Genomic DNA, 20,757 nt, shown 5'->3' with positions numbered 1-20,757 from the left:
CGCCCTCGATCCTGTTCATTCCGCTGGCGGCGATCGTGTTTCAGCTCGGCCTGTTCGACGGCAATCTGGCGCTGATCAGACCTGGTAGTAGCGCTTGGCGCGCTCGGCTGCGCGTGCGGCAGCCGCCTTCGGCGTCACGGAGCCCGACGCCGCCTCGGCGAACATGTCGACGACGACGAAGTCGCCCATCACCGCAGCAGAGGCATAGCCGAGATCGCCGGCAAAGCCGTTGTCGCGGCAGCGCTTCAGGCAGTCGCGATACGGCGTGATCTTCGGATCCGACGTCCACACCGGGTTGTCGTTGTAGGCCGGCAGCGGCGGCGACACGTAGCCGTTGGAGGAGACCTCCCAGGCGTCGTAGTTCGCCTTGTCCATCATGAACTTGATGTATTCCTTGACCGCCTTCGGGTACTTCGAGTGCTTGTAGCCGTAATAGACGAGCACGTTCTGCTGCTCGGTCGACACGCCCACGGGACCGATCGGCATCGGCGCGTGGTTCATGTCCTTGGCAATTTCCTGCTGCTTCGGATCGGTGGAGTTCTTGCCGACGGTCCAGATCGAGATGCCGTTCAGCGTCAGGCTGAGCTCGCCGTTGAGGAACGCCTTGTTGTTGTTCGAGTCGTTCCACGACAGCACGCCGGGGATGAAGGTCTCGTAGAGCTGCTTGACGTATTCGAGCGCGGCGATCGTCTCCGGCGAGTCGATCACGACCTCGTTCTTGTCGTTGACGACCTTGCCGCCGAAGGCCCACAGCGCCCACTGGCACCAGCCGTTGGCGTCGCCCGTGGCGTGGCCGAGCGCGAAACCGGCCGGCGTGTTGTTCTTCTTCAGCGCCTGGCAGAGCTTGAGGAAGCCGGCGGTGTCCTTCGGAAATTCATCGAAGCCGGCGGCCTTCACGTGGCTGACGCGGTAGTTCAGGCAGCCGCCGGTCGCGCCCTGCGGAATGGCGATCCAGCTGTTGCCCTTCTTGCCGTAGCGTTCGGCAACCGGGTACCAGCCGCCATACTGCGCGCCGAGATAGTCGGCGACGTCAGTCATGTCGATCAGCTTTTCCGGGAATTTATGGGGATCATCAAGCGTGCCGATGATCAGGTCGGGACCGGCGCCGACATTGGCGGCGACTGCGGCTTTCGGGCGGATGTCTTCCCAGCTCTCGGCCTCGAGCTTGACCTTGACGCCGGTCTTCTCGGAGAACGCCTTGGTCTGTTCGGCGAATTTGTCGAACTCGGCCTGAATGAATTGCTTCCAGCGCAGCACGCGGATGGAGGCGTTCGGCTCGGGCGTGTTGGTCCACTCCGCCGCGCGCACCGGGACAATGCCCGGGCCGGCCAGCAGCGCCGCGCCGCCCAGACCGACCTTAAGCACACTTCGCCTGTCGAAATCGCTCATCGTTCTCTCCCTAAATTTTATATTTGTATTGGGTCGTCTTGTATTGAGCAGTTCTGCTTTGGCCGTTCTTCGGCCTCCCTACACTCGCTTGCCCGTCGCCTCGTCGAACAGATGAATCACGGAAGGATCAGGCTTCAGCTTGACCTTGTCACCCGGGTTGAACTGGTGACGTTCGCGGAAGACCGCGACGACCTGCTCACCACCGAGCTTCGCAAACACCTGCGTTTCCGAGCCGGTCGGCTCGACCACGACGATCTCGGCATCGGCGCCGTCGTCAGCGATGGTGAAATGCTCGGGACGTACACCATAAACGACAGGACGGCCGTCGGACGCCGCCGGCGCGTTCTGGAGCGGCAGCTTGACGCCGTTCGGGCCCTCGAAGGTTGCAACGCCGTTGACGCGCACATGACCCTTCAGGAAGTTCATGGATGGAGAGCCGATGAAGCCGGCGACGAACTGGTTGTCGGGCTTGTCGTAGAGCTCGAGCGGCGTCCCCATCTGCTCGACGATGCCGTCATGCATGACGACGATCTTGTCGGCCATGGTCATGGCCTCGATCTGATCGTGGGTGACGTAGACGGTCGTGGTCTTCAGCCGCTGGTGCAGCTCCTTGATCTCGGTGCGCATCGCGACGCGCAGCTTGGCATCGAGGTTCGACAAGGGCTCGTCGAACAGGAACACCTGCGGATCGCGCACGATGGCGCGGCCCATGGCGACGCGCTGGCGCTGGCCGCCGGAGAGCTGGCGCGGATAGCGTTCGAGCAGCGGCGACAGCGCCAGGATTTCGGCGGCGCGCTTGACGCGCTTGTTGATCTCTTCGGTGCTCTCGCCCCGCAGCTTCATCGAGAAGCCCATGTTCTCGCCGACCGTCATGTGCGGATAAAGCGCGTAGTTCTGGAACACCATCGCAATGTCCCGCTCCTTGGGCTGGACATTGTTGACGACGCGGTCGCCGATCGAGATCGTGCCGGAGGTGATGTTCTCGAGACCGGCGAGCATGCGCAGAAGCGTCGACTTGCCGCAGCCGGAGGGGCCAACCAGGACGACGAACTGGCCGTCCTCGATCGGAATCGAAACGCCGTGCAGGACTTCAAAATTGCCGAACGATTTCCGCACGTCGCGGATTTGCACAGACGACATCTAGCTCCCTCCTCGAAAGTCCACGACGCATCTTGCGCCGCGACCGTCTTGTTTTTTCAGACTTCACCGAACGAAGCCCAACCTTAGCGGGCGACATTGTCGGCAGTTTGTGCGGTTTTGGCAATTTGTCTTTGGTTAGTCTGTGCTGGTAGCGCTGTCAACGTTCCTTTGTTTGCGACAGTGAGTGTGTTATGAGCAGCAAATGGGTCGAAACCGCACCAAGTCAGGCAAAATCCGGCTGGCGGAAGTCGCCGAGCTTGCCGGCGTCAGCCCGATCACGGCGTCCCGCTTCTTCCGCAATCCCGAGGCGCTGTCGCTCGCCAAACGGACCCGGGTCGAGAGCGCGGCAAGGGAGCTCGGCTATGTGCCGAATCTGGCGGCGCGCGCGTTGGCCTCGCAGCGCACCGAGGTGATCGGTGTCTTGATTCCGTCACTGACCAATAACGTGTTCTCCGACGTGCTGCGCGGCATCTACGACGCCTCCGAAAACAGCCGTTACTCGATCCAGTTGTCCAACACACGCTACAGTATTCTCCAGGAGGAGAAGCTGCTGCGGCTGTTTCTTGCGCAGAAGCCGGCCGGGCTGATCGTCACCGGCATCGACCAGACCACTGAATCCCGCGCGATGCTCGATGCTGCCGACTGCCCGATCGTGCAAATCATGGAGATCGGACCCGATCCGATCGACATGATGATCGGCTTTTCGCACTATGACGCAGCCCGTGCGGCGGTTGCGCATCTGTTCGCGCAAGGTCACCGCAAGATCGGCTTCGTCGGCGCGCGGATGGATCCGCGGGTGCAGCGGCGGCTCGACGGATACGTCTCGGCCATGAAGGACGCCGGACTGTTCGAGCAACGCCTCGTCGTCACGACGGCGACACCGACGTCGGTGACGCTCGGAGGCGCCCTGTTCACCGATCTCCTGACGCGGGAGCCCGGCATGGACGCGGTGTTCTGCGCCAATGACGACCTCGCGCTGGGAGTGCTGTTCGAATGCAGGCGCCGCGAGATCGCGATCCCCGAACAGATCGCGATCGTCGGCTTCAACGATCTCGAATTCATGGCCTCCGCCGTCCCGACTCTCACGAGCGTACGCACCAACCGCTACGAGATGGGGAACACGGCAGCCACCATGCTGATCGACGCGATCGACGGACGGCGTCCGGAGCATCCGGTGCTCGATCTCGGCTTCAAGGTGATCGAGCGGCAAAGCTCGTCGGCCCGGCGTTCCGACAACCGGTCAGCCGTTTCAGGCGCAGGCGCTGCGAACAAAATGGTAGCGTTACCAAGTGGCCATGACTAGTATCGGATTTGTGAGGAAACGACCCGCCAGCGGGCAGGCAAATCGTCGCTCGCGCCGTTGGGCATCGCACAAGCCGACACCCTAAAACGGACGCCAGTGCGTTTGCATTGCAGGAGAAACCAATGACAAAAAAACCAACCAATGGGCATGCGCCCGCCGGCAACGGCGCTCGCCGCCACCTCCGCTCGCAGGAATGGTTCAACAATCCGCATAATCCGGGCATGACCGCGCTCTATATGGAGCGCTATCTGAACTACGGTCTCACCCGCGCCGAGCTCCAGTCCGGCAAGCCGATCATCGGCATCGCGCAGACCGGCAACGACCTCTCCCCCTGCAACCGCCACCATATCGAGCTTGCTCATCGCGTCCGCGAAGGCATCCGCGAGGCGGGCGGCATTGCGATGGAATTCCCGACCCATCCGATCCAGGAGACCGGCAAGCGGCCGACAGCGGCGCTTGACCGCAACCTCGCTTATCTCGGTCTCGTCGAGATCCTCTACGGCTATCCGCTCGACGGCGTGGTGCTGACCACCGGCTGCGACAAGACCACGCCGGCCTGCATGATGGCGGCGGCAACCGTCAACCTGCCCGCGATCGTGCTGTCGGGTGGGCCGATGCTGAACGGCTGGCACAATGGCGAGCGCACCGGCTCCGGCACCATCGTCTGGAAATCGCGCGAGCGGCTCGCCGCCGGCGAGATCGACTATGAAGAATTCATGGAGATCGTGGCGTCCTCGGCGCCCTCGGTCGGCCATTGCAACACCATGGGCACCGCCTCGACCATGAACGGGCTTGCTGAAGCGCTCGGCTTCTCGCTGCCGGGCTGTGCGGCGATCCCCGCTCCCTATCGCGAGCGCGGCCAGATCGCCTATGAGACAGGCAAGCGCGCCGTCGAGATGGTCTGGGAGGATCTAAAGCCCTCGGACATCCTCACCCGCGAGGCGTTCGAGAACTGCATCGTGATCAACTCGGCAATCGGCGGCTCGACCAACGCGCCGATCCACATCAACGCGCTGGCGCGCCACATCGGCGTCGAGCTCTCCATCGACGATTGGCAGAAGGTCGGCCACGACGTGCCGCTCCTGGTCAACATGCAGCCGGCCGGCTTCTATCTCGGCGAGGAATTCCACCGCGCCGGCGGCGTGCCGGCGGTCGTGCGCGAACTGATGAAGCACAAGCGCATCCACGAGGATGCGGTCACGGTCAACGGCCGCGGCATCGGCGAGAACTGCGCCAATGCTCCAAAACCCGACAACGACGTGATCTGGGCTTACGACAAGCCGCTGGTGAAGGACGCCGGGTTCCTGGTGCTGCGCGGCAATCTGTTCGATTCCGCGATCATGAAGACCAGCGTGATCTCCAAGGAATTCCGCGATCGCTATCTCAGCAACCCGACCGATCTCAATGCCTTCGAGGGCCGCGCCGTCGTGTTCGAGGGTCCGGAGGACTATCACGAGCGGATCGACGATGCCTCGCTCGAGATCGACGAGCGCTGCGTGCTGTTCATCCGCGGCACCGGTCCGATCGGCTATCCCGGCGGCGCCGAGGTCGTAAACATGCAACCGCCCGCGGCGCTGATCAAACGTGGCATCATGTCCCTGCCCTGCATCGGCGACGGCCGGCAGTCGGGCACCTCGGGTTCGCCTTCGATCCTCAATGCTTCGCCGGAAGCCGCTGCCAATGGCGGCCTCGCGGTCCTCAGGAACGGCGACAAGGTGCGCGTCGATCTGAACAAGGGCAGCGCCAACATTCTCATCTCCGACGACGAGGTGAAGAAGCGCCACGCCGAGCTGAAGGCCAGTGGCGGCTTCAAGCATCCGCCGAACCAGACGCCGTGGCAGGAGCTTTATCGCAACACCGTCGGCCAGCAGTCGACCGGCGCCTGCATGGAGCTCGCCACGCGCTATCAGAACGTCGCCGGCACCTTTGGTGTGGCGCGGGATAATCACTGACTACTCGTCATTGCGACGAGCGAAGCGACGAAGCAATCCAGGCTGCCTCCGCGGCGGGACTCTGGATTGCTTCGCTTCGCTCGCAATGACGATCCGATAGAACTTTCAGGCAAGGGAGAAGAAAATGGCAGACCGCCTCAAGGGAAAGCGCGCCGTCATCACGGCTGCAGCGGCAGGCATCGGACGCGCATGCGCCATCGCATTCGCGCGTGAAGGCGCAACCGTCATCGCCACCGACATCAACGAGAGCGGCATCGCGAGCCTGACCAAGGAAGGCGTCGCCGAAACCGCGAAGCTCGACGTGCGCAGCACCGCCGACGTCAACGCCTTCGCCAAGCGCGTCGGCAAGGTCGACATCCTGCTCAACGCCGCCGGCTTCGTGCACCACGGTACCATCCTTGAGTGTTCGGAAGAGGATTTTGATTTCTCGTTCGACCTCAACGTCAAGTCGATGCACCGGACCATCAGGGCCTTCCTGCCGGACATGCTCGCGGGCGGCGGCGGCAGCATCGTCAACATCTCCTCCTGCGCGGCGCTGCGGCCGCCGGCCAACCGCTACGTCTACAGCGCCTCAAAGGCGGCGGTGTCGCTGCTGACGCGCGCGGTCGCGCTCGACTTCATCACCAAGGGCATCCGCTGCAACAGCATCTGCCCGGGCACCGTCGAGACGCCTTCGATGCTCGACCGCGCCGCCGCGCAAGGCCCGCAGGGCAAGGAGATGTTCGTCTCCCGCCAGAAGATGGGCCGGCTCGGCACCGCCGACGAGATCGCGTCCATGGCGGTCTATCTCGGCAGTGACGAGAGCGCCTTCACCACCGGCGTCGACCTCGTCGTCGACGGCGGCTACATGCTCTGACGCCAAGGCATCCAGAAGGCATCCAGCATGAACAAGATCGATCTCAACGACCGTGTCGCCATCGTCACCGGCGGCGCGCAGGGCTTCGGCCGCGCCATCGTTCAGCGCTTCGTCGCCTCCGGCGCCAAGGTCGCGATCTGGGATTTCGACGCCGCGCTGGCCGAGAAGACGGCGAAGGAGATCGGCGACAACGCCCGCGTCTTCAAGGTCGACGTCACCGATACCGCGGCCGTCGAGCAGGCTCGCGACGCGACGCTTGCCGCCTTCGGCAAGATCGACATCCTCGTCAACAATGCGGGCATTGCCGGGGTCAACAAGCCGGTCTGGGAGACCGATCTCGAGGAATGGCGGAAAGTTCTGCGCATCAACCTCGACGGCCCCTTCATCTGCTGCAAGGCGGTCGTGCCCGCGATGCTCAAGCAGAAATACGGGCGCATCGTCAACATCGCCTCGATCGCCGGTAAGGAAGGCAATCCGAACGCGTCGCATTATTCGGCGTCCAAGGCCGGCCTGATCGCGCTGACCAAGTCGCTAGGCAAGGAATTGGCGGCACATGACATCCTCGTCAATGCGGTGACGCCCGCGGCTGCAAAGACCGCGATCTTCGACCAAATGACGCAGCAGCATATCGACTTCATGCTGTCGAAGATTCCAAAAGGCCGCTTCGTGCTGGTGGAAGAGCTAGCCGCGATGGTGAGCTGGCTCGCATCCGAAGATTGTGCCTTCTCCACCGGCGCGGTGTTTGATATCTCCGGTGGACGGGCGACGTACTGAGACATTGGCCGCCCGCGGGGGCGGACCATGCTGGGACGTCGGGATTTCGTGAAGCTCGCAGCGAGCGCAGGCGCGCTGCCGCTGCTGTCATCGCCCACGCTCGCGCAACTCGCCCCCAACCCGCCGGGCATCCGTCCGCCCTCGCCGGCCGAGCGCGACGCCATGGCACGGCTCGCGCGCAGCTTCATGGACAGATATGGCGTGCCGGCGTTATCCTTTGCTCGGCTATGCCGGCACTGTTGTTCACGAGGAAGCCTTCGGTGTTGCCGATGTCGAGCGGAACGAGGCCGTGACGCCGCGGCATCTGTTCCGGATCGCCAGCGTCAGCAAGATGATCACCTCGGTCGCGCTCTTCCGCCTGATCGAGGAGGGCCGCCTCAAGCTGACGGACCGGGTGTTCGGGCCCGGCGGGCTGCTCGGCACCGAATACGGGCCGCCGCCCTACTCTGCCGGTATCAACCAGATCACGCTCGAGCATCTCCTGACGCACACCGCCGGCGGCTGGAGCAACGACAACCGCGATCCCATGTTCACGCATACCCGGATGGATCATGCCGGGCTGATCACCTGGACGCTCGCCAACCGGCCGCTGGACCTCTTGCCGGGCCAACGCTACGCCTACTCGAATTTCGGCTATTGCGTGCTGGGGCGCGTCATCGAGAAGCTCACTGGCCAAGCCTATGCCGAGCATGTCCGCAGTGAGGTGCTCGCACGCTGTGGCGTCACCGACATGACCATCGCGGGCGACACGCGCGACCAGCGTCAGGCCGGCGAGGTCGTCTATTACGGTCAGGGAGAAAGTCCCTACGGCATGAATGTCCGGCGGATGGATTCCCATGGCGGCTGGATCGCGACGCCGTCGAATCTCGTGCAGTTCCTGATGCATGTCGACGGCTATACGAAACCCGCGAACATCCTGCGGCCGCGCACCATAGAGATCATGACAACCGCACCCGCTGACAGCCCCAACTACGCCAAGGGCTTTTGCGTCAACAAGTCAGACAATTGGTGGCACAATGGCAGCCTGCCGGGGACCTGTACCATTGCAGTCAGAACTCATGGCGGCTTCTGCTGGGCCGCCTTCACCAACACCAGACGGGGGAACTCGAGCATGGATGGCGATCTGGACAAGCTGAACTGGAGCATGGCGCGCCAGGTCGCCGAGTGGCGGCTCGCATGATCCGCGAAGGCGGATGTCTGTGCGGCGCGGTGCGGTTCAAGGCGGAGGGCGAGCCGCTCAACGTCCGCATCTGCCATTGTCGCATCTGTCAGAAGGCAATGGGCTCGCCCTACTTCGCCCGCGCGCAGTTCGACCAGCGCGCACTGTCGGTCGAGGGCGACACCGAGCGCTATGCGTCGTCCGAGAACATCGACCGCGTGTTCTGCAAACGCTGCGGCACGCGCCTGTTCGCCTGGCGGCGCAACGGCACGCTGGCGGGCGTCGCGCTGGCGACTTTCGACGATCGCAACGCCTTTGTGCCGACCGAGCATATCTGGGTCAGCGAAAAGATGGGCTGGGTGACGATCGAGGACGGCATGATCCGATATGAGGGGACGATCCCGACGTAGCTCATCCGGCGCCAAGGCTCGACGTCATGGCCACCGGTCTCGCCGATCATTTGCAGCGTGGCATTTCGGAACCGGTCACCCTATGTTGAGGTGAAGCGTTGCTGCACCACCGGTTGGCTGGGTCGGCTGCAAGACCGCAGGTAAACCGGGACGGACGAGCCGTGAACATTTCTTTGTATGACCTCTCGGTGTGGGTGCTGCCGCTGGTGCTCGCCATCACCTTCCACGAGGCTGCGCACGCCTTCGTGGCACATCGTCTCGGTGACGATACGGCCTCGCAGCTCGGCCGTGTCAGCTTCAATCCGCTCCGCCACATCGACCCGTTCGGCACCGTGATCCTGCCGGCGATGCTGCTGTTCGCGCATTCGCCGTTCCTGTTCGGCTACGCAAAGCCAGTGCCGGTGAATTTCCGCAAGCTCAACGACCCCAGGCTCGGCATGGTGTGGGTGGCGCTGGCCGGGCCTGCCACCAACATCCTGCTGGCGCTGGCCGCAGCTCTTGCCCTGCACGCCCTGCCTTGGGCTCCGGCCAACTCGGCGCAATGGATCTTCGACAATCTCAAGAACGCGCTGCTGATCAACGCGGTGCTGGCGGTGTTCAACATGATGCCGATCCCGCCGCTCGACGGCGGGCGCGTCGCGGTTGGGCTGCTGCCCCGGCCGCTCGCCCTGCCGCTGGCGCGGCTCGAGCCGTTCGGGATGCTGATCCTGATCGGCTTGCTGATCCTGCTACCGCTGGCAGGCTCCCAGTTCGGTCTAAATCTTGATGTTATTTCAGCAATACTGCGAACGTTGACCGGTTATGTGATTCAGGCTGTTCTCATTCTGACCGGCAATGCGTAGTTGAACAGCGACACACCCGAACACAAGCCGAAGGGCTCGAGGCCGACTTGGTCAAAGCTGCCGATATGCTGATCGCGCGACGCGCCGATACCCGCGCCCGCGCCGATTTCGCCACCTGGAAGATGATGGCCAAGCTCAACGGGTCGTCCGCGCTGCCGCCGGGGGCGCAGGAATTCCTCGCGAGCTACAAGAACCTGCAGGCACAGATGAACGAGGGTGAGGCTACCGAGGCCACCATCGGCGCCATCTACAAGGCCTACTATGCCGAGATGGGCGGCGCGGGAACCCCGCCTGACGTCCGCCCCAGGGCGGCCGAACCGGCGGCGGACAATGTTACCGCTTTCCGCCGCCCCGAACCGAAGCCGAAGAAGGCCAATTTCTTCGGGGCAGCGACCGCGGGCGCGACCCAGAAACGGCCACTCCCGGTGGCCCTGATCTTCGCCTGCCTGGTCGTGGTCTATGTCGGGATCAGGCTCTACTGGCGCTGAGCCGACTTCTTCTTTTTCTTTGCGTCCGGCGGCGTGAAGATGATGTCGACGGTGCGCTCGAACCGGTCGTCGGTCAGGCTGGCAGGCGGCTGCGGGATGGGATCGGACTTGCGCACAATCGAGATCGCCGCCGCATCGTAAGCTGCATCCCCGGATGACTCGGCAACGTCGACTGAAAGCACGTTGCCCCGCCGATTGATCGCGAAGGAGACCTTGACCTTCTGATTGTTGGGCTCCTTGCCCTCCGGGTTGACCTTGTGGGCGGTAAGATGCGCGCTGATCTTGCGGTTCCAGTCCGCCGTCAGCTTCAGAATATCCTTGCCGATGCCCAGCACAGGCGCCAGCGCCTTCTCGGCCTCGCGCGCGTCCTCATCAAGCGTCTGCCGCGCCGTCGCAACGGACTTCGGCGAGGCCTCCGCAGCGGGCGTCTCGACCGCCGCGATCTTCGGATCCTCGTCCTGCGGCTTCTTCGAGATGTTCTCGGTGACGACCCGATCGGGATCGTCGACCTGTTGCGACTGATCCTTTGGAAGCTCGGTTTCCTTGGTCTCGGCTTTTTGCTCGGGAAGCGCCTGCTGCTCCTGCATCGCTTCGCTATCCGGTCCCGGCGGAAGGTCGGTGTCAGGCGCCTTCGGCGAGGCCATCTCGACAGCGAACTCCGCGCCGGCCGCGCCGAGGCCGTCATCGCCGTCATCGGCGCGCAGGTGCGCCAGCGCGAGCGCGGCACCACCCAGATGCAGCGCGAGCGCCGCCACCGCTGCCAAAATCCAAAGCGTCCGGGCTGGTTTGGACTCGTCCGACATCGCGGCCTCTAAGGCTGAGCGGCGCCTGCCGCAGGCGCCCCCGGAGCGCCTTCCAGCGCAACCAGCTTCACCCGCGAATAGCCGCCTGAGCGCAACAGCTCCATGACCCCCATCAACTCGCCATACGGCACCGAGCGATCGGCGCGCAGAAAGACATACTTGTCCTTGCTCATGTCGGAGAGGCCGTCGAGGGTGCCGATCAACTCGGCGCGGTGGACCGGGTTCTCTCCGATGGCAAGCGTCAAATCGGGCTTGATGCTGAGATAGGTCGGCTTGTCCGGCTTCTTCTGCGGCGTCGCGCTCGACGTCGGCAGATCGATCGGCAGGTCGACGGTCGAGAGCGGCGCTGCGACCATGAAGATGATCAGCAGCACCAGGATGACATCGATGAACGGCGTGACGTTGATTTCATGCGTTTCGCCGAAATCGTCGTCGTCATCATTGTCTGCGAGCGAAACGCCCATGGATCACTCCGCCGCGCGCGAATGCACGCTGCCGTGGCTGCGGTCGAGATCGCGCGAGAGCAACCGCCCCGCCGCGCCCGAGGCACGGCTGACGAGCTCGAGATAGCTCTTCGTCACGCGCGAGAAGTAGTTGTAGATGATGACGGCGGGAATGGCGGCGACCAGACCGATCGCGGTGGCGAGCAGCGCCTCGGCGATGCCGGGCGCGACGACGGCGAGGTTCGTGGTCTGCGACTTCGAGATGCCGATGAAGCTGTTCATGATGCCCCACACCGTGCCGAACAGGCCGACGAAGGGCGAGGTCGAGCCGATGGTCGCGAGCACGCCCATGCCGACGCGGATGCGCCGCGCCTCCGCGCGCATGATCTCGGAGAAGCTCGAAGCCGCGCGCTCCTTGATGCCGGTGTCGCTGGAGAGGCCGGCCGACATCCGCGCCTCCCGCAGCGCCGCCGCCAGGAAGGACGGCAGGATGCCCTCCTTGGCGCCGAGCGCCATCTGCGCTTCGGCGAGCGAGCGTGCCTCCGCGATCTTCTTCAGCGCCGAACGAAGCTTGGTTGCGGCGATCGACAATTCGATCGACTTGGCGATCAGCACCGTCCAGGTCATCAGCGATGCGAAGGCGAGCCCGATCATCACCGCTTTCACGATGATATCCGCCGACTGGAACATCACCCAGGGCGACAATTCCTTCATGGCGGGCGCGATGCCGGCATCGGACTTTGCCGCCGCGGGCGCGGCAGCTTGAGGCGCCGCAGGCGGAGCGACAACCGGGGCCGGACTGACCGCGGACGGCTGAGCCATCGACTGAGCCGGAGCCGCGGGCGCGGCTTGTGTCTGGGCAGAAACAGGGGACGCAAGCCAGGCGGCCGCCAGCACCAGAGCTGTGGCGAGGCTTGCTTGGAAGGACATGATCTTCATACTTCGGCCCAGTAGCGAATGAGGTTGTGATAGATACCCGTCAATTTGACCGTTTCGGGATCGTCACGCCCGAGCCGTTCCACCAGCGCCTGTATCGCGGTGTCGAGGTCAAAGATCATGCTCCGGGCTTGATCGTCCCGTATCATGCTCTGAAGCCAGAAGAAAGACGCAACCCGCGTTCCCCTGGTCACCGGGGTCACCAGATGGAGGCTGGTCGAGGGATAGAGCACGCAGTCCCCGGCTTGCAACTTGACTTCGTGCGAACCGTAGCTGTCCTCGATCACAAGTTCGCCACCGTCGTACTCCTCCGGCTCGGCCAGGAACAGCGTCACCGACAGGTCTGTGCGGATGCGAAGGCCGGTCAGGCGGTCGCCGCGGATGGCATTGTCGACATGCAGGCCAAAATGGTGGCCGCTGCTGGCTGCATAGCGGTTGAACAGCGGCGGGAAGATCTGGAGCGGGATCGCCGCCGCGATGAAGCGCGGGTTCGACGTCAGCGCCAAAATGATGCGGTTGCCGAGTTTTCGCGCGACCTCGCTGTCCGGCGGCAGTTGCTCGTTGCGCTTGACCATGGCCGACTGCGCGCCGGCGGTGGAGCGCCCGTCTTCCCATTCGCTGGCGTCCATGATGCGGCGGAAATCCGCCACATCATCCTTGCTCAGAACGCCAGGCAGGCACGTCAACATGATCAGAACTTCGCCGTCGTCACGAGGTAGAACGCCCGCCCCGGCGCGACCGCTACGAAGGGCACGGCACTGCGATAGAACGAGTCGTAATAGAGCTTGTTCGTCAGGTTCTGAGCGTAGAACTTCATGGTCCAGTTCTGGTCGATCTTCTTCTCGATGAACGCGTCGAAACGCCAATAGCTCGGCAGCTCGTTGGTGTTGGCCGCGAACGTGCCGCCATAGACCTTCGAGCGGTACACCGCCTGCCCGCCGAGTTCCCAGCCTCCGTCGAACTTGTACTTGGTCAGCATGCTGAACGACTGGTGGGCAATGTTGGCAAGCTGCAGACCCAGATTCGACGCAACGCCGCTCTGCGTGACCTTCGACTGCATCAGCACCAGGCCGCCAAAAATGCTCCAGCGGTCGGTGAGCTTGCCCTCGGCCTCGATGTCGATGCCCTGGATCCTGTAGGCGGCCCCCGAAGTCAGCACGCTGTTGACGGTCTCGCGCGCATTGTCCTTGGTCGTCTGAAACAGCGCACCGGTCACCAGCAGGTGACGGTCGGCGAGCTCCCATTTGGTGCCGAGTTCGATCGCCTTGTTACGCTCGGGTCCGAGCAAAACGGCCGTGTTGGGCGGAACACCACCGTAGTCGGTCGCGGTCGCATCAAGCTCCGACCCGAACGGATTGGCCGAGGTGGCGTAGGCCGCATAGACGCTGCCGATCGACATCGGCTTGTAAACCAGGCCGGCGTTGTAATTCACAAGATCGGCGTTCTGCTTCAGATAGGCCGCGTTGGTCGACGAGCTCTGGCTGTAGCCGTCGTAGCGCACGCCGCCGTTGACGATGATCGTGTCCTGCCAGTTCGCGGTGTCCATGGCATACACGCTGGTGGTGTTGACGCCATATCGCGTCGGATTTCCGACGATCCCCGGAATGCTGAAGGGGATGTTGGTGAATTGCGGAGAATAGAGATTGACCCCCGTCACCGCGCCGTTGCTCGTGAAGGCGGAACCGGACAGCTCCGACGCGAGGCCCGCATAGCGGTCGATCGAGATGTTCTCGTTCGCATACTCAACGCCGAACACCGTGGTGTGCTTGACCCCGCCGGTGTCGAGCTTGAACGTGGCTTCGTTCTGGTTGGCCCACACGTCCACGTTCTGCAAGCGGCTCTGCGCGCTCGCCGTCGTGGTCCAGAGTAGCGGATTGGGGCTGGTCGTGTTCGGGTTCTGCGGCAGCGTGCCGATATAGTTCAGCACCGAGTGCTCGCCGCGCACCTTGCTGGTCAGCGTAATGGCGTCGTTGACCTTGTACTCGATCGTGCCGGTGCCGAAATCCTGCCGCGCCGTCTGGAAGTCGCGGTTGAGGAAGCCGTACCAGCTTCCGCGCGGAATGCCCGCCGACGTCACCGGCACGTTGCCCTGCCTGTAAAAGGGCACGCCGAAATCCGGGTAGCCGCTGAGGTCGGTGTGGACGTAGTTCGTCGTGATCTTGATGTCGTTGGTCGGGGTGTACTTGGTCGAGATGAACGAACCCCAGCGATCGTCGGTGATGTAGTTGCGGCCGGCGACGTTGGCGTCCTGGAACAGGCCGCCAACGCGCACCGAGAAGGTGGGATCGATAACCTGGTTGACGTCGAGCGTAACCCGCTTGGTCCGGTCGGTGCCGAACTCGGTATCCATCCGCTTGAAATTGACGTCGCCCGCCTGCTTGGTGACGATGTTGATGGCGCCGCCAGCGGTGCCGCGGCCGGCGTAGGACGAGGCCGGGCCGCGCAGAATCTCGATCTGCTCGGTGAAGAAGTTCTCGCGGATCGAGACCGCGGGATCGCGGATACCGTCGATGAAGACGTCGTTGCGCGCGTCGAAGCCGCGGATGAAGAAGCGGTCACCGAAGGCGTTGCCGCCCTCGCCCGACCCCAGCGTCACGCCGGCGGTGGAGCGTCCGATCTCCTTCAGCGTCGTGGCGTTCTTGTCCTCGAGCACTTCCTTGCTGAGCACGGTGATGCTCTTCGGCGTGTTCAGCATCTTTTCGGGAAACTTGCCGGAGGCCTGGACGTGGTCGACCTTGTAGGGCGCTGCCGGATCGGAATACGGATTACGGTCGGCTTCGCCGGCCGGAACGGTAGGAGCCGTCTGCTGCGCGGGCTGCTGCCGCTGCGCGGCGCGGCGAAGCGCATTGCGCGCGCGGACCTGGTCCGCCGTCGGCTTCGAAGCCACCGGGCGCGGACGCGCGACCGGAGCATCGACCGTCACCGGCGGCAGATTCGACTGCTGCGCTTCCGCGCCGCTCGACACCGATGCTGCCGCGATCAGGCCCGCGACAGCGGAGACCTTCTTGCCGGAAACGCTCGTGAACTTTTCATCGAATGCTGCGACCGAACGCAACGACTTCGGTGCGACCACCTGCCCCATTACCAAACACGCCCCATATTCCTGTTCGCCCATTCACTTCGATGAACGATTGGTGTGTTGGTATCGGCGGCAAAATAGCGGGTCAATGCGAGCAAGCCGCGAGAACGCTTGAATAAGTCCAGATCAAAACGATTCTAAACTACAGTTTGAAATCGTTCTAAAACAAGATTGGAGTCGTTCTAAAGAGAGCGCGAGTTTCGGCGGTCGCGCGCGCATCGTCAATCGCTGCTTGGCGGCTTCATCAGCGAGAACAATTCATCGACGGTCTTCTGCGCCACCGCGCGCACGCGATCGCTGTTGTCCATGCCGGCGATGTTGACGCCGTTGACGACGGCTCTGATCTCGTCGCGGAAGTCGGTGAGAAAGCGCAAGGGATCGCGCTGCTCGTTGGCGACGCGTGCGATCAATCCCGTGATCAGGATCTGACACGCGATCAGCTTGCCGTTCAGTTCGTCCATGCTGCGCTCCCGTTGTGGCGCGCCGATATGACCGATGCCAGTTTTCCTGACAACCGAAACGGCCTCCGCACGATTTAGAACCGTTCTTGCGAGCCCTCGCCTTGCGGCCCATGCGCGGCGCCGCTCGGTGCGGAGCACACCGCTTTCGAGCATTGCACAAAGTTTGCACGCTGATCGTTCCTAACGGGACAATCCAGCACTGCACACCGTAGTGACACGGAGCTGCTCAAGCGGTGCAAAGCTTTCCAATTGTTTAGGATTCTCAACGGATAGTGCTGTTTACACAGGAACTTGGCGTGTATTATACAAGCGCGCTGGAACCCTATGATTGCCTCATAATTCGTAGTTTAGGGCACAAGAGCCGACACGAGACGATATGAAAAAGTCCCGGCCGATCCTCTGGATTCTGATCATCGCGGCCGTGGCCTCCGCAGGTTACTATGGTTGGCAGAAATTCGGCGCGCCCGAGGCCGGAAAAATCCAGACCGCACAGAAGGGGCCGCCGCGCCCGCCCGCCGTCCCCGTGAGCGTTTCGCCGGTCCAGAAGGTGGACTTTCCGGTTTACCTGACCGGTCTCGGCACGGTTGCGGGCTTCAACACCGTCCAAGTCCGGACCAGGGTGGATGGCCAGATCGACAAGATCGCCTTCACCGAAGGCCAGATCGTCAAGGAGGGCGAGCTCCTCGCCTCGATCGATCCCCGCCCCTATCGGGCCACGCTCGACCAGGCCAAGGCCAAGAAGGCGCAGGACGAGGCAAATCTGGCCAATGCCAATCTCGAGCTCCAGCGCGCCATGAAGCTCGGCGAATTCGCCACCGCCCAGCGGGTCGATACCCAGCGCTCGACGGTCGCCCAGCTCACCGCGCAGATCGCCGCCGACGATGCCGCGATCTCCAACGCGCAGACCCAGCTCGACTACACCCAGGTCAAGGCGCCGATCACTGGCGTCGCGGGCCTGCGCCAGGTCGACATCGGCAACATCGTCAATTCCTCGACGCAGACCGGCATCGTTACAATCTCGCAGGTCGAGCCGATCTCGGTGATCTTTACCGCGCCCGAAGATCAGCTGCCCTATATCAGCGAGGGCCAGAAGGCTGGCGCGCTCAGGGTGATCGCCTTCACCACCGACGGCAAGAAGACGCTGGCCGAGGGCAAGCTCGCGGTCATCAACAACCAGGTCGACGCCAGCAGCGGCACGATCCGACTCAAGGCGGTGTTCGACAACAAGGACCACGCGCTGTGGCCTGGGCAGTCGGTGTCGACACGCCTGCTGGTGCGCACCCTCAAGGATGCGACCGTTGTCCCGGATGACGCGGTCCAGCATTCCACCAACGGCCTCTACGCCTATACGGTCAATCAGGACAACAAGGCCGAACTGCACAAGATCAAGGTCAGCTACGCCATCGACGGACGTTCGGTCGTCGACGAAGGGCTGACGCCCGGGCAGCAGGTGATCACCGGCGGCCAATTCAAGGTTCAGCCGGGAAGCCTCGTCTCGACGGCCGTGGCGAGTACGGATCCGGCCCAGAACAAGGTTCGACAGGAATGAACGCGGGCGGGATTTCGGCACCTTTCATCCGTTATCCCATCGGCACATCGCTGCTGATGGCCGGCATTCTCTTCGTCGGTCTCGTCGCCTATCCCCTGCTGCCGGTCGCGCCGCTGCCGCAGGTGGACTTCCCGACCATCCAGATCACCGCCAATCTGCCGGGCGGCAGCCCGGAGACCATGGCCTCGTCGGTGGCCCAGCCGCTCGAACGGCAATTCGCCCAGATCCCGGGCATCGCCCAGATGACTTCGACGAGCTATCTGGGCACCGCGTCGATCACCATCCAGTTCGACCTCAACCGCAGCATCGACGGCGCCGCCAACGACGTGCAGGGCGCCATCAACGCCGCGAGCGGTCAGCTACCGAAGAACCTGCCCTCGCCACCGACCTACCGCAAGGTCAACCCGGCCGACGCTCCGATCCTGCTGTTGTCGGCGACCTCCGACACGTTGCCGCTGACCAGCGTCAGCGACGCGGTCGACGCCCAGCTCGCCCAGCAGATCAGCCAGCTCTCCGGCGTCGCCCAGGTCTTCATCGGCGGCCAGCAGAAACCGTCTATCCGCATCCAGATCGACCCGGCGAAACTCGTCGCCAAGGGCCTGTCGATGGAGGACGTGCGCAGCCAGATCGCGATCACCACGGTCGACAGCCCCAAGGGCAACATCGACGGCCCGAAACGCGCCTACACGATCTACGCCAACGACCAGCTGACCCAGGCCAAGGACTGGAACGACGTCATCATCGCTTACCGCAATGGCGGTCCCTTGCGAATCCGCGATGTCGGCCAAGCGGTCAGCGGCGCCGAGGACGCCAAGCAGGCGGCCTGGGCCAACGGCAAGCGCGGCGTGTTCCTGGTGATATTCAAGCAGCCGGGCGCCAACGTCATCGAGACCGTCGACCGGATCAAGGCCACCCTGCCTCGCCTCGTCGCAGCGATCCCGCCCGCGATCAAGATCGAGCTCATCAGCGACCGCACCACGACGATCCGCGCCGCGGTCGAGGACGTCCAGTTCACGCTGCTGCTGACCATTGCGCTGGTGGTCATGGTCATCTTCATTTTCCTGCGCAGTTTCTGGGCGACCGTCATACCCACCATCACGGTGCCGCTGGCGCTGCTGGGCGCTTGCGCCTTGATGTGGGTCGTCGGCTATTCGCTCGACAATCTGTCCCTGATGGCTCTCACCATCGCGGTCGGATTCGTCGTCGACGACGCCATCGTGATGCTCGAGAACATCACGCGCTACATCGAGGAAGGCGAATCGCCGATGGCGGCCGCCTTCAAGGGCTCCAAGGAAATCGGCTTCACCATCGTCTCGATCAGCATCTCGCTGGTCGCAGTGCTAATTCCGCTGCTGCTGATGGGCGGCATCATCGGACGCCTGTTCCGCGAATTCGCCGTCGTGCTGGCGATGACGATCTTCGTCTCGATGTTCGTGTCGCTGACCCTGACGCCGATGATGGCCTCGCGCTTCCTGCGCGCGCATGGCGAAGTCACCCACGGCAAGTTCTATCAATGGAGCGAGCGCGGTTTTGATGCGATGCTGCGCGGCTACGAATGGGTGCTCGACCATGCCCTGGCCTGGCGCCGAACGACGCTCGCGATCTTCTTCGCGACCCTTGCCCTGTCGATCTATCTGTTCGTCCTGATCCCGAAAGGGTTCTTCCCGCAGCAGGACGTCGGCCTGATCACCGCGACCTCCGAAGCCTCCCAGGACATCTCGTTCGCGGAGATGCAGCGCCGCCAGGTCGAGCTCGGCAAGATCGTGATGGACGATCCCGACGTCGCAACGATCGCGATGAACATCGGCGGCAGCGGCCGCGCCGGCAACAACGGCAACATGTTCATCACGCTGAAGCCGCGCAGCGTCCGCAATGCCTCCGCGCAGCAGATCATCGCGCGGCTGCGTCCCAAGCTCGAGAAGGTGTCCGGCGCCCGCCTCTACATGCAGGCGGCGCAGGACGTCCGGCTCGGCGGCAGGCCAACGCGCACGCAGTTCGAGTTCACCCTGCAGGACGCCGATCTCGCCGAGCTCAACGACTGGGCGCCGAAGATCCTCGCCAGGATGCAGACGTTGCCGCAACTGCGCGACGTCGCGACCGACCAGCAGACCCAGGGCACCACGGTTCAGCTCAAAATCAATCGCGATACCGCAGCGCGTTACGGAATCCAGCCGCAGCTGATCGACGACACGTTGTACGACGCCTTCGGCCAGCGCCAGGTCACGCAGTATTTCACCCAGCTCAACACCTACAAGGTGATCCTCGAGATCCTGCCGGAGATGCAGGGCAGCCTCGAGAGCCTGAACAAGCTCTACCTGAAATCTCCGCTGACCGGTGACCAGGTGCCGCTGTCGACCTTCGCGACCTGGAGCACCGATCCGGTCCGCCCGCTCTCGATCAGCCACCAGGGCCAGTTCCCGGCGATCACGATCAGCTTCAACCTCGCCCAGGGCGTCGCGCTCGGCCAGGCCACCGAGGCCGTGCAAAAGGCGATGGCCGATCTCGGCGCGCCGCCGACGCTCAATTCGAGTTTCCAGGGCACGGCACAGGCGTTCCAGCAGTCGCTCGGCACTGTGCCGCTCCTCATTCTCGCCGCGCTGGTCGTGGTCTATCTGATCCTCGGCATCCTCTACGAGAGCTACATCCATCCGATCACGATTCTGTCGACCCTGCCCTCGGCCGGCGTCGGCGCACTCGCAATCCTGATGGCGGCCGGCTTCGAGTTCAGCCTGATTGCTTTGATCGGAGTCATTCTGCTGATCGGCATCGTGAAGAAGAACGGCATCATGATGGTGGACTTCGCCATCGCCGCGGAGCGCGATGAGCACAAGACGCCGGCGGAATCGATCCGGCAGGCAGCGCTATTGCGCTTCCGTCCGATCATGATGACGACGATGGCTGCCCTGCTCGGCGGCGTGCCGCTGATGCTCGGCCACGGCACGGGCGCCGAAATTCGCCAGCCGCTCGGCTACGCCATGGTCGGCGGTCTGATCGTCAGCCAGGCGCTGACGCTTTTCACCACTCCGGTCGTCTATCTCTATCTCGACGAGCTCAACAACTGGTTCTCGGGCTGGGGCCGTAAGGGTGACGGCGAAGGTGACGAGACGGTCGAGCACGGCACCGTTAAGGAAGCTGCCGAGTAGCAGCTTGCACCGCGCGCCTCACGACGTTAC

The 20,757-nt window shown here is 63.5% G+C and carries 18 protein-coding genes; 10 read left to right on the top strand and 8 right to left on the bottom strand.

Annotated elements, in window-relative coordinates; translation table 11 throughout:
* Positions 1–75: 75 nt before the first annotated feature.
* Positions 76–1,389 (bottom strand): ABC transporter substrate-binding protein, encoded by a 1,314-nt coding sequence (locus AC0L3P_RS08020; RefSeq protein ID WP_106943144.1) that lies wholly within the window; start codon positions 1,387–1,389, stop codon positions 76–78.
* Positions 1,390–1,467: 78 nt separating this feature from the next.
* Positions 1,468–2,529, bottom strand: a complete 1,062-nt coding sequence (locus tag AC0L3P_RS08015; RefSeq protein WP_275167336.1) for an ABC transporter ATP-binding protein — start codon at positions 2,527–2,529, stop codon at positions 1,468–1,470.
* Positions 2,530–2,731: 202 nt separating this feature from the next.
* Between AC0L3P_RS08015 and gntR the strand changes: the two genes are divergently transcribed.
* The 8 genes from gntR (at position 2,732) to AC0L3P_RS07975 (ending at position 10,313) form a co-directional block, all read left to right on the top strand.
* Entirely contained in the window at positions 2,732–3,832 is a 1,101-nt protein-coding gene (gene gntR / locus AC0L3P_RS08010; RefSeq protein WP_473301516.1) for an HTH-type transcriptional regulator GntR, read from the top strand.
* Positions 3,833–3,954: 122 nt separating this feature from the next.
* Entirely contained in the window at positions 3,955–5,784 is a 1,830-nt protein-coding gene (locus AC0L3P_RS08005; protein ID WP_473301515.1) for an IlvD/Edd family dehydratase, read from the top strand.
* Between the two features lie 124 nt (positions 5,785–5,908).
* Positions 5,909–6,640 carry an SDR family oxidoreductase gene (locus tag AC0L3P_RS08000; RefSeq protein ID WP_354055461.1) on the top strand — a complete coding sequence of 244 codons (732 nt, stop codon included), beginning with the start codon at positions 5,909–5,911 and terminating at the stop codon, positions 6,638–6,640.
* Positions 6,641–6,667: 27 nt separating this feature from the next.
* Positions 6,668–7,414, top strand: a complete 747-nt coding sequence (locus AC0L3P_RS07995; protein ID WP_354204168.1) for an SDR family NAD(P)-dependent oxidoreductase — start codon at positions 6,668–6,670, stop codon at positions 7,412–7,414.
* Positions 7,415–7,610: 196 nt separating this feature from the next.
* A complete protein-coding gene (locus AC0L3P_RS07990) occupies positions 7,611–8,594 on the top strand; it encodes a serine hydrolase domain-containing protein (RefSeq protein ID WP_473301514.1) in 984 nt (327 codons plus the stop codon).
* Positions 8,591–8,983, top strand: coding sequence for a GFA family protein (locus tag AC0L3P_RS07985; protein WP_354204172.1), 393 nt, complete (start codon positions 8,591–8,593; stop codon positions 8,981–8,983). The genes AC0L3P_RS07990 and AC0L3P_RS07985 overlap by 4 nt, the downstream gene beginning before the upstream one ends.
* Before the next feature lie 161 nt (positions 8,984–9,144).
* Positions 9,145–9,825, top strand: a complete 681-nt coding sequence (locus tag AC0L3P_RS07980; protein WP_354204174.1) for a site-2 protease family protein — start codon at positions 9,145–9,147, stop codon at positions 9,823–9,825.
* 65 nt (positions 9,826–9,890) lie between these two features.
* The gene (locus AC0L3P_RS07975) at positions 9,891–10,313 is read left to right on the top strand and encodes a hypothetical protein (protein WP_275167801.1); all 423 of its coding nucleotides are present in this window, start codon (positions 9,891–9,893) and stop codon (positions 10,311–10,313) included.
* On the opposite strand, the gene AC0L3P_RS07970 is transcribed toward AC0L3P_RS07975, so the two are convergent.
* The 6 genes from AC0L3P_RS07970 to AC0L3P_RS07945 form a co-directional block, all read right to left on the bottom strand.
* Entirely contained in the window at positions 10,301–11,116 is an 816-nt protein-coding gene (locus tag AC0L3P_RS07970) for a TonB family protein (protein WP_275167343.1), read from the bottom strand. The genes AC0L3P_RS07975 and AC0L3P_RS07970 overlap by 13 nt on opposite strands.
* 8 nt (positions 11,117–11,124) lie before the next feature.
* Positions 11,125–11,580 (bottom strand): TonB system transport protein ExbD, encoded by a 456-nt coding sequence (gene exbD, locus AC0L3P_RS07965; RefSeq protein WP_018459254.1) that lies wholly within the window; start codon positions 11,578–11,580, stop codon positions 11,125–11,127.
* A 3-nt stretch (positions 11,581–11,583) separates the two neighbouring features.
* Positions 11,584–12,498: a tonB-system energizer ExbB gene (exbB, locus tag AC0L3P_RS07960; RefSeq protein ID WP_473301513.1), complete on the bottom strand. Its 915-nt coding sequence runs from the start codon at positions 12,496–12,498 to the stop codon at positions 11,584–11,586.
* Positions 12,495–13,184, bottom strand: coding sequence for a Fe2+-dependent dioxygenase (locus tag AC0L3P_RS07955; RefSeq protein ID WP_473301512.1), 690 nt, complete (start codon positions 13,182–13,184; stop codon positions 12,495–12,497). The genes exbB and AC0L3P_RS07955 overlap by 4 nt, the downstream gene beginning before the upstream one ends.
* Before the next feature lie 2 nt (positions 13,185–13,186).
* A complete protein-coding gene (locus AC0L3P_RS07950; protein WP_473301511.1) occupies positions 13,187–15,577 on the bottom strand; it encodes a TonB-dependent receptor in 2,391 nt (796 codons plus the stop codon).
* A gap of 218 nt (positions 15,578–15,795) precedes the next feature.
* The gene (locus AC0L3P_RS07945; RefSeq protein WP_275167347.1) at positions 15,796–16,035 is read right to left on the bottom strand and encodes a hypothetical protein; all 240 of its coding nucleotides are present in this window, start codon (positions 16,033–16,035) and stop codon (positions 15,796–15,798) included.
* A gap of 376 nt (positions 16,036–16,411) precedes the next feature.
* On the opposite strand from AC0L3P_RS07945, the gene AC0L3P_RS07940 reads away from it, so the two are divergent.
* Together AC0L3P_RS07940 and AC0L3P_RS07935 are read left to right on the top strand one after the other, a co-directional pair.
* Positions 16,412–17,584: an efflux RND transporter periplasmic adaptor subunit gene (locus tag AC0L3P_RS07940; protein WP_473301510.1), complete on the top strand. Its 1,173-nt coding sequence runs from the start codon at positions 16,412–16,414 to the stop codon at positions 17,582–17,584.
* Positions 17,581–20,727 carry an efflux RND transporter permease subunit gene (locus AC0L3P_RS07935; protein ID WP_473301509.1) on the top strand — a complete coding sequence of 1,049 codons (3,147 nt, stop codon included), beginning with the start codon at positions 17,581–17,583 and terminating at the stop codon, positions 20,725–20,727. Before AC0L3P_RS07940 ends, AC0L3P_RS07935 begins: the two co-directional genes overlap by 4 nt.
* Positions 20,728–20,757: the final 30 nt, after the last annotated feature.

Source organism: Bradyrhizobium sp. WSM4874, assembly GCF_055811835.1.
Note: the sequence above shows the minus strand (reverse complement) of the source record. Positions and strands in the feature narration are given on the sequence as shown.

What these genes read in the sequence shown, in the direction of transcription:
- AC0L3P_RS07995 (WP_354204168.1), top strand. Translation starts at nt 6,668, where the DNA reads ATGAACAAGATCGATCTCAACGACCGTGTCGCCATCGTCACCGGCGGC.
- gntR (WP_473301516.1), top strand. Translation starts at nt 2,732, where the DNA reads ATGGGTCGAAACCGCACCAAGTCAGGCAAAATCCGGCTGGCGGAAGTC.
- AC0L3P_RS07945 (WP_275167347.1), bottom strand. Translation starts at nt 16,035, where the DNA reads ATGGACGAACTGAACGGCAAGCTGATCGCGTGTCAGATCCTGATCACG.
- exbB (WP_473301513.1), bottom strand. Translation starts at nt 12,498, where the DNA reads ATGAAGATCATGTCCTTCCAAGCAAGCCTCGCCACAGCTCTGGTGCTG.
- exbD (WP_018459254.1), bottom strand. Translation starts at nt 11,580, where the DNA reads ATGGGCGTTTCGCTCGCAGACAATGATGACGACGACGATTTCGGCGAA.
- AC0L3P_RS07950 (WP_473301511.1), bottom strand. Translation starts at nt 15,577, where the DNA reads ATGGGGCAGGTGGTCGCACCGAAGTCGTTGCGTTCGGTCGCAGCATTC.
- AC0L3P_RS08005 (WP_473301515.1), top strand. Translation starts at nt 3,955, where the DNA reads ATGACAAAAAAACCAACCAATGGGCATGCGCCCGCCGGCAACGGCGCT.
- AC0L3P_RS07990 (WP_473301514.1), top strand. Translation starts at nt 7,611, where the DNA reads ATGGCGTGCCGGCGTTATCCTTTGCTCGGCTATGCCGGCACTGTTGTT.
- AC0L3P_RS07935 (WP_473301509.1), top strand. Translation starts at nt 17,581, where the DNA reads ATGAACGCGGGCGGGATTTCGGCACCTTTCATCCGTTATCCCATCGGC.
- AC0L3P_RS08020 (WP_106943144.1), bottom strand. Translation starts at nt 1,389, where the DNA reads ATGAGCGATTTCGACAGGCGAAGTGTGCTTAAGGTCGGTCTGGGCGGC.
- AC0L3P_RS08000 (WP_354055461.1), top strand. Translation starts at nt 5,909, where the DNA reads ATGGCAGACCGCCTCAAGGGAAAGCGCGCCGTCATCACGGCTGCAGCG.
- AC0L3P_RS08015 (WP_275167336.1), bottom strand. Translation starts at nt 2,529, where the DNA reads ATGTCGTCTGTGCAAATCCGCGACGTGCGGAAATCGTTCGGCAATTTT.
- AC0L3P_RS07955 (WP_473301512.1), bottom strand. Translation starts at nt 13,184, where the DNA reads ATGTTGACGTGCCTGCCTGGCGTTCTGAGCAAGGATGATGTGGCGGAT.
- AC0L3P_RS07975 (WP_275167801.1), top strand. Translation starts at nt 9,891, where the DNA reads ATGCTGATCGCGCGACGCGCCGATACCCGCGCCCGCGCCGATTTCGCC.
- AC0L3P_RS07940 (WP_473301510.1), top strand. Translation starts at nt 16,412, where the DNA reads ATGAAAAAGTCCCGGCCGATCCTCTGGATTCTGATCATCGCGGCCGTG.
- AC0L3P_RS07985 (WP_354204172.1), top strand. Translation starts at nt 8,591, where the DNA reads ATGATCCGCGAAGGCGGATGTCTGTGCGGCGCGGTGCGGTTCAAGGCG.
- AC0L3P_RS07970 (WP_275167343.1), bottom strand. Translation starts at nt 11,116, where the DNA reads ATGTCGGACGAGTCCAAACCAGCCCGGACGCTTTGGATTTTGGCAGCG.